Origin of the sequence: Corallococcus sp. 4LFB, from assembly GCF_046520365.1 — a bacterium.
Classification (GTDB): Bacteria; Myxococcota; Myxococcia; order Myxococcales; family Myxococcaceae; genus Corallococcus; species Corallococcus caeni.
This window is the reverse complement of sequence record NZ_JBKGHJ010000434.1, coordinates 1-7,174: the sequence shown is the minus strand read 5'-3', so window position 1 is coordinate 7,174 and position 7,174 is coordinate 1. Positions and strand designations below refer to the sequence as shown.

Genomic DNA, 7,174 nt, shown 5'->3' with positions numbered 1-7,174 from the left:
GGCACGCGGAGCGTCCCCCGGGTGGACCGCATCGTCGGACCGGGCAATGCCTACGTGGCGGCGGCGAAGCTCCAGGTGGTGGACGCCGTCGCCATCGACGCTCCCGCGGGCCCGAGTGAAATCCTCGTGGTCGCCGACGCGAGCGCCCATCCGGAGGCCGTGGCGCGCGAGCTGTTGGCCCAGGCGGAGCACGACCCCGAGGCCTGCTGCGTGGCGCTGGTGGTGGGCGCGTCGCTGGCGCAGGCGGTGCGGGACGCGGTGGAGCAGCAGGCCCGCGTCGCGCGGCGCGGGGACATCGTCCTTCCATCGCTGGGCAGCCGGGGCGCGGTGTTGCGCATCGACTCACTGGAGGAGGCGTGGCCCTTCGTCGCGGACTTCGCGCCGGAGCACCTGCTGCTCGCGACGGCGAAGCCCTCGGAGGACCTGGCGCGCGTCCGCAACGCGGGCACGGTGTTCGTGGGACAGCGCGCGTCGGTGGCCTTCGGGGACTACCTCACGGGCGCGAACCACGTGCTGCCCACCGCGGGCCTGGCCCGGGCGTACTCGGGGCTGAGCGTGCTGGACTTCTACCGCTGGACCACGTGGCAACGTGTGACCCCAGAAGCAGCGGCGGCGATGGCCGACGACGTGGGGACGCTGGCGGACAGCGAGGGCCTCTTCGCCCACGCGGCCGCGGCGCGGGCCTGGAGGGCGCCATGATTCCGTTCCGCGACACGTACCGGGACATCCCGCTGTACTCGCCGGCGAAGAAGCCGTGCCGGGTGGACCTGAGCGACAACACCAACCTCTTCGGAGCCCCCCCGTCGGCGGATCGCGTGCTGCGGGAAGAGGGCCTCCTGAAGCTCGCCCGCTATCCCGGCGGCTATGCGCCGGACCTGAAGCGCGCCGTGGCGCGGTACGCGGGCGTCGCGGTGGAGAGCGTGACGACGGGCTGCGGCTCGGACGACGTCATCGACTGCGCGCTGCGGGCCTTCCTGGAGCCCGGAGACGTGGTGGCCTTTCCGGATCCCACGTTCGTGATGGTGCCCCTGTTCGCCCGGCTGAGCGCGCTCAAGCCGGTGCCCGTGCCGCTGCGGGCGGGTTCGGACCTGGACCTGGACGTGGAGGGCCTGCTCGCCACGGGGGCGAAGCTCATCTACGTGTGCACGCCGAACAACCCCACCGGCACCGTGGCCTCCCGCGCGGCGCTGGAGCGGCTGGTGGATCAGGCCCGGGGCGTGGTGCTCATCGACCAGGCCTATGTGGAGTTCACGCGGGGCGGAGACTTCCTCGACCTGGCGCGGACGCGGCCCAACGTCCTGGTGACGCGCACGATGTCCAAGGCGTTCGGCCTCGCGGGCCTGCGGGTGGGCTGGGGCGTGGGCGCGCCGTCGCTGGTCGCGGAGGTGGAGAAGGCCCGGGGGCCCTACAAGCACACGACGCTGGGCGAGGCCGTGGCGGTGTCCGCGCTCACGGAGGATGTCCCCTGGATGGAGGCCTGCGCGGCGGAGGCCGTGGAGAACCGCGAGCGGCTGCGCGGCGGACTGAGGGTGCTGGGCCTGGAGCCGCTGCCCTCGGAGGGGAACTTCCTCCTCGTCCCCGTGCCGGACGCGCGGCGGGTGGGCGAAGCGCTGCGGGAGCGCAACGTGAACGTGCGGGTGTTCGAAGGGCTCACGGGCGTGGGCGATGCGCTGCGCATCGGCTGCGGTCCCTGGCCCCTGATGTCTTCAGCGCTGAAGGCGCTCAAGGAGGTGCTGTGATGCGAGTGACCCTGTTCGACTACGGCGCGGGCAACCTGCACTCGCTGCTCAAGGCGCTGGCCACCACGCCAGGCGCGGAGGTGCGCGTGCAGGAGGACCCGTCGCGCGCGCTGGATACGGACGTCCTGGTGCTCCCCGGCGTGGGGGCATTTGGTTCCGCGGCGGCGCGGCTGGCTCCGGGGCGCGAGGCGATGCGCAAGGCCCTGGACTCGGGCCTGCCGTGCCTGGGCATCTGCCTGGGCATGCAGCTGCTCTTCGAGGAGAGCGACGAGGGGGCAGGGCAGGGGCTCGGTTACTTCCCGGGCCGGGTGACGCGGCTGGCCGCGCGGCATGTCCCGCAGATTGGCTGGAACGACGTGGAGGAGGACCGGGCGCTCAAGTCCGCGCGGCTGTCCACCGTGTACTACGCGCACAGCTTCGCGTGCCGTGCCGTGGAGCCGCGCGAGGTGGTGGGCTGGACGACCCACGAGGGCGACCGGTTCCCCGCCTCCGTGCGGCGCGGCAACGTGCTGGGCGTGCAGTTCCACCCGGAGAAGTCCTCCCACGCGGGCGTGCGCTTCGTGCAGGCGTTCCTCCAGGAGGTGGCCTCGTGATCGCCATCCCGGCCATCGACCTGCGGGAAGGCGCGTGCGTGCAGCTCGTGGGGGGCTCCTACGAGGCGGAGCGCGTGCGCGTGAATGATCCGCTGGACGCCTTGAAGCAGTGGCTGTCGCTGGGCTTCCGCACGTTCCATGTCGTGGACCTGGACGCGGCGCTGGGCAAGGGCTCCAACGCGGACATGGTGGCGCGGCTGGTGTCGTATGCCCCGGGCCTCACCTTCACGGTGGGCGGCGGTGTTCGCGAGGCCTCGCGGGTGGAGGCGGTGCTCGCGGGCGGGGCGTCCTCGGTCGTCGTGGGGACCCGCGCCATTGAAGACCTCGCCTGGCTCACCGAGGTCGCGGAGCGCTTCCCGGGCCGCGTGGTGGTCGCCGCGGACGTGAAGGGCCGCGAGGTCGTGACGCGGGGCTGGACGGCGGGCAGCGCGCGCGACATCCGCGACGTGCTGTCCGCGCTGGAGCCCCTGCCGCTGGGCGGGATGCTCGTCACGGCGGTGCACAAGGAGGGGCAGCTGGGCGGCGTGGACCTGCCGCTGATGGAGGAGGTGGCCCGTTCGAGCCGGCACCGGCTCCTTGCCTCCGGCGGCGTGACGACGTTGGAGGACCTGCGCGCGCTGGCGAAGGTGGGCGCGCACGGGGCGGTGGTGGGCATGGCGCTTTACACAGGACGGCTGGATGCGCGCGCGGTCGCGCGGGAGTTCACGGAATGAGCACGGTCACCACGGTCGTCAGGGAAACGAAGGAGACGCAGATCTCAGTGGAGCTGGCGCGCGGCACGGGCGTGGCCCGGGTGGACACGGGCCTCAAGTTCTTCGACCACATGCTCGCCACCTTCGCGCGCTACGCGGGGCTGGACCTGACCCTGCGCGCACGCGGCGACCTGCGCCACCACCTGATGGAGGACGTGGCCATCACCCTGGGCACCGCCGTCCAGCGCGTCATCCCCGCCACGGCGGCGCGCTACGGCGAGCGCACCCTGCCCATGGACGACGCGCTGGTGCAGGCATGCCTGGACGCGGGCGGGCGCTTCTACTACCGGGGCCCGCTGAAGAACCGGCTGTACGAGCACTGGATGCGCTCCTTCTGCGAGCACTCGCGCATCACGCTCCACCTGCGCGTGCTGCGCGGCAAGGACAGCCACCACCTCACCGAGGCGGCCTTCAAGGCGCTGGGGCTCGCGCTGCGCGACGCGATGGTGGACTCCGGCGTCGTCTTCAGCATGAAGGGCAGCGTCTCCCTGGAGGTGAAGTGATGCTCCGCCGACGGATCATCGTCTGCCTGGACGTGAAGGGCGGCCGCGTGGTGAAGGGCGTCCAGTTCGAGGGCCTGCGCGACGTGGGCGACCCGGTGGAGCTGGCGCGGCGCTACGAGGAGGCCGGCGCGGACGAGGTGACCTTCCTGGACATCTCCGCGAGCGCCGAGGAGCGGCAGACGCTGTGGGACCTGGTCCAGCGCACCGCGGAGCGCCTCTTCATCCCGCTCACGGTGGGCGGCGGCGTGCGGACCGTGGACGACGTGGGCCGCGCGCTGCGGGCCGGCGCGGACAAGGTGAGCATCAACTCCGCGGCCGTGGCCACGCCCGAGCTGCTCACCGGCTGCGCGGAGCGCTTCGGCGCCCAGTGCGTCGTGGCCAGCATCGACGCGAAGCGGGAGGGAGACCGCTACCGCGTCTACACGCACGGCGGCCGCCGCCCCACCGACCTGGACGCGGTGGCCTGGGCGAAGGAGTGCGTCCGGCGCGGCGCGGGCGAGGTGCTGCTCACCAGCATCGACCGGGACGGCGCGCGCACGGGCTATGACCTGGACCTGACGCGCGCGGTGGCGGAGGCCGTGGACGTGCCCGTCATCGCCTCCGGCGGCGCGGGCCGCGCGGAGCACGTGCGTGACGCGCTGACGATTGGCGCGGCGGATGCGGCCCTGGTGGCCGGCATCCTCCACGATGGCCTCACCACCGTGGGCGCCTTGAAGGCCCTGCTGAAGGACAACGGCATCTCCATCCGGAGCACGACATGAACGCGGACCCGAGAGATTTGATGGAGGCCGCCGCCGACGTGGCGCGCAAGGCCGGTGACGTGGCGCTGGACTTCTTCCGGCGCGGCATCGCCGTGGACACCAAGAGCGACGGAACGCCCGTGACCGTGGCGGATCGCACCGCCGAGTGGACCGCCCGCGAGTGGCTGGAGGCGCACTTCCCCGAGGACGGCATCCTGGGCGAGGAGTTCGGCGAGTCGCGGCCGGGCGCGAAGCGCCGCTGGATATTGGATCCCATCGACGGCACCAAGACGTTCATCCGGGGCGTGCCGCTGTGGGGCACGCTGGTCGCGGTGGCGGAAGGGGAGACCATCCTCGCGGGCGCGGCCTACTTCCCGGCCGTGAACGAGCTGCTCGTCGCGTCCCCGGGCCTGGGTTGCTTCTGGAACGGCTCCGCGGCGCGCGTGTCGGAGCAGGACTCGCTGGCGCAATCCGTGGTGCTCATCACCGACGAGCGCTTCCTCCAGAACCCCGCGAAGGGCGAGGCGTGGCGGGAGCTGTCCCGGCAGGCGTCCCTCTCCCGCACGTGGGGGGACTGCTACGGCTACCTCCTCGTCGCCACCGGACGCGCGGAGGCCATGGTGGACGAGGCCCTGTCCCCCTGGGACGCGGCGGCGCTGCAACCCATCATCGAGGAGGCGGGCGGCGTGTTCACCGACTGGAAGGGCGCGCGCACGGCGTTCGGCGGTGACGGCATCGCCACCAACGCGGCGCTGGCGAAGCAGGTGCGCGAGGTGCTGGGCAAGGGAGTGCGGCCATGACGCTGGACCTCTCCACGTTGAACTTCGACAAGGGCCAGGGGCTGGTGACGGTGGTGACGCAGGACGCGAGCACCGGCGACGTGCTGATGGTGGCGCACGCCGACCGCGAGGCGCTGGAGCGCACGCTCGCCACGGGCGAGATGCACTACCGCTCCCGCACGCGCGGCCTCTGGCACAAGGGCGCCACCAGCGGGAACACGCAGCAGGTCGTCTCCCTCTCCGCGGACTGCGACGGCGACGCGGTGCTCGCGCGCGTGCGCAAGGCCGGCCCCGCGTGCCACACCGGCGAGGAGACCTGCTTCGGCGAAGGCCGCTGGGACGCGCTCGCGCACCTGGACGCGACGCTCGCCGCCCGCGCGACGGGCCCGCTGCCGGAAGGCGCGAAGCCCAGCTACACGCGGCGCCTGCTGGAGGACCGGAACCTGCGCCTGAAGAAGCTGGGCGAGGAGGCCGCGGAGCTCGTCACCGCCTGCGCGGACGCGGACAAGCACCGGGCCGCCGAGGAGGCCGCCGACGTGCTCTACCACGTGCTCGTCGCGGTCCGTCCCCTGGGCCTCACGCTGGACGACGTGAAGGCCGTGCTCGCCGCGCGCGCACGTCCAAAGGTGCCATGAATTTCCAGGATTCTCCGGCGTGTCGGTTGCGACCCAGGCGGAGTTGTCCAACTGCACTGCATCCTCACAGCGTAGCTGGCACACAGGCACCCCAAAGGTGCAGGCGTGTGTCCGCTACTCTTCAAGTGCTCCGGTGATCCTGGTACAGATTCCGGTTTGCGACACGGGCCGTGCCCGACGAAGCGGCCCCGTCGTCATCAGCGTTCGCATCCCGGAGGCTTCGTGTCTGCCACGTACCAATCCGAACTCATCGACCGCGTCCTGTTTTCGCGCTGGCACAACCCGCCGACGAAGGATGACGTCCAGGCCATCATGGCGCAGATGGAGGAGGCGACGCAGCGGCTGGGACAGAACGTGCTGTACATCGCGTCCATCAGCCCCAAGGCGAAGGTTCCCGACGCGACCGAGCGCGCGCACCTGAACCAGATGGTGGCCGAGGGCCGCCGCTACTGTGAGCAGTCCTGGCTCGTGTACGAGGGCACGGACCTGCAGCACAACCTCCAGCGCGTCATCATCTCGGGCGTGCTCATCCTCACGCGCACGTTCGACAACTACCTGTCGGTCGCGAAGTCGGCGGACGCCATCGTCAAGGACGTCTCCACCGCCCTGAAGAAGGACGCGACGTCCATCTTCCGCCAGGCGCGCGACCGCGGCCTCATCGCCTGAGACCCACGCGGGCGACGTCGGAGGCCCTCCGACGCCGCGTGCGTGATGGCGCCCGCGCTACCGGGCGCCGATGATCTCCAGCTCCTTCAGCTCCACCCCCGGCCGCTCCGGAAGGACGCTCAGCGCGTCCACGTCGAGCAGGGGGACCGCGGGCTTGCAGATCTCCCACCTGCCCGTGCCGCGGAAGCGGCAGACGGTGGGGTCCACGAAGAATCCCGTGCCTCCCGGCCCCGCGCGCCCCACGCCCTCCGGCGCGCGGACGTGCGCCCGCAGCGAGCCCGGCCCCGTGGCGAGCACCTGGAAGGACACCGCGTACTTCAGCACCGGCGCGTACTCCAGCCGCAGCGCTCCGTCCGAGCCCGAGCCCGAGCCCGCTCCGGTGCTCGCCAGGGGCAGCTTCACCCCCGACAGCTCGTCCGGTCGAACGCGCGGAACGCGTCTCCCGGCCCCGTCCGCTGATCCGGTTCGATGGGCTTCGTCTCCACCGCGCCCGCGTGTGCAGCGTCGCCAGCTGGGGCGCCCGCGAGCGCTGCTGCACCGCCGCCGCGTTGAGCAGCGGCGCGGGCAGCTGCCCCGTCTTCACGCAGGTGGGCGCCAGCGCCTCCAGCAGCGCCCAGGAGCGGCGGCTCCACGACCGCTCCCGTCATGGCGGCGGGCCCCACGGCCTGGCGCACGAGCTCCTGGCAGGCCGCGCCCAGGGCGGGCCCCGCGTGCCTCCAGGCTCCACTGCGCCTCCTGCAGGGCCGGGTTCCCCCGGCGCGCGGCCT

Annotated in this window: 10 protein-coding genes and 1 pseudogene; 9 read left to right on the top strand and 2 right to left on the bottom strand. The window is 72.5% G+C overall.

Annotation, left to right across the window (positions count from 1 at the left end; all coding sequences use genetic code 11):
* The 9 genes from hisD to ACLEQD_RS33080 form a co-directional block, all read left to right on the top strand.
* Positions 1-699: histidinol dehydrogenase (hisD, locus tag ACLEQD_RS33120; RefSeq protein WP_410389524.1), on the top strand; the 699-nt coding region annotated here is incomplete at its 5' end.
* Positions 696-1,739, top strand: a complete 1,044-nt coding sequence (locus ACLEQD_RS33115; RefSeq protein WP_410389522.1) for a pyridoxal phosphate-dependent aminotransferase — start codon at positions 696-698, stop codon at positions 1,737-1,739. The genes hisD and ACLEQD_RS33115, both read left to right, overlap by 4 nt.
* A complete protein-coding gene (gene hisH, locus ACLEQD_RS33110) occupies positions 1,739-2,332 on the top strand; it encodes an imidazole glycerol phosphate synthase subunit HisH (RefSeq protein WP_410389520.1) in 594 nt (197 codons plus the stop codon). The genes ACLEQD_RS33115 and hisH overlap by 1 nt, the downstream gene beginning before the upstream one ends.
* Positions 2,329-3,045, top strand: a complete 717-nt coding sequence (locus ACLEQD_RS33105; RefSeq protein WP_410389518.1) for a HisA/HisF-related TIM barrel protein — start codon at positions 2,329-2,331, stop codon at positions 3,043-3,045. The genes hisH and ACLEQD_RS33105 overlap by 4 nt, the downstream gene beginning before the upstream one ends.
* Entirely contained in the window at positions 3,042-3,587 is a 546-nt protein-coding gene (locus tag ACLEQD_RS33100; protein WP_410389516.1) for an imidazoleglycerol-phosphate dehydratase, read from the top strand. The genes ACLEQD_RS33105 and ACLEQD_RS33100 overlap by 4 nt, the downstream gene beginning before the upstream one ends.
* Positions 3,584-4,348, top strand: coding sequence for an imidazole glycerol phosphate synthase subunit HisF (hisF, locus tag ACLEQD_RS33095; protein WP_410389514.1), 765 nt, complete (start codon positions 3,584-3,586; stop codon positions 4,346-4,348). The genes ACLEQD_RS33100 and hisF overlap by 4 nt, the downstream gene beginning before the upstream one ends.
* Complete coding sequence (gene hisN / locus ACLEQD_RS33090; RefSeq protein WP_410389512.1) at positions 4,345-5,127, top strand: histidinol-phosphatase; 783 nt, start codon at positions 4,345-4,347, stop codon at positions 5,125-5,127. The genes hisF and hisN overlap by 4 nt, the downstream gene beginning before the upstream one ends.
* Entirely contained in the window at positions 5,124-5,741 is a 618-nt protein-coding gene (hisIE, locus tag ACLEQD_RS33085) for a bifunctional phosphoribosyl-AMP cyclohydrolase/phosphoribosyl-ATP diphosphatase HisIE (RefSeq protein WP_410389510.1), read from the top strand. Before hisN ends, hisIE begins: the two co-directional genes overlap by 4 nt.
* Before the next feature lie 222 nt (positions 5,742-5,963).
* The gene (locus tag ACLEQD_RS33080) at positions 5,964-6,407 is read left to right on the top strand and encodes a DofB protein (RefSeq protein WP_171412412.1); all 444 of its coding nucleotides are present in this window, start codon (positions 5,964-5,966) and stop codon (positions 6,405-6,407) included.
* Positions 6,408-6,464: 57 nt separating this feature from the next.
* Here the strand turns inward: ACLEQD_RS33080 and ACLEQD_RS33075 are convergent, their stop codons facing one another.
* Positions 6,465-6,809, bottom strand: a complete 345-nt coding sequence (locus ACLEQD_RS33075) for a hypothetical protein (protein WP_410389508.1) — start codon at positions 6,807-6,809, stop codon at positions 6,465-6,467.
* A pseudogene (locus ACLEQD_RS33070) lies at positions 6,806-7,174 on the bottom strand (hypothetical protein); the annotation flags it as partial. The pseudogene ACLEQD_RS33070 and the gene ACLEQD_RS33075, both read right to left, overlap by 4 nt.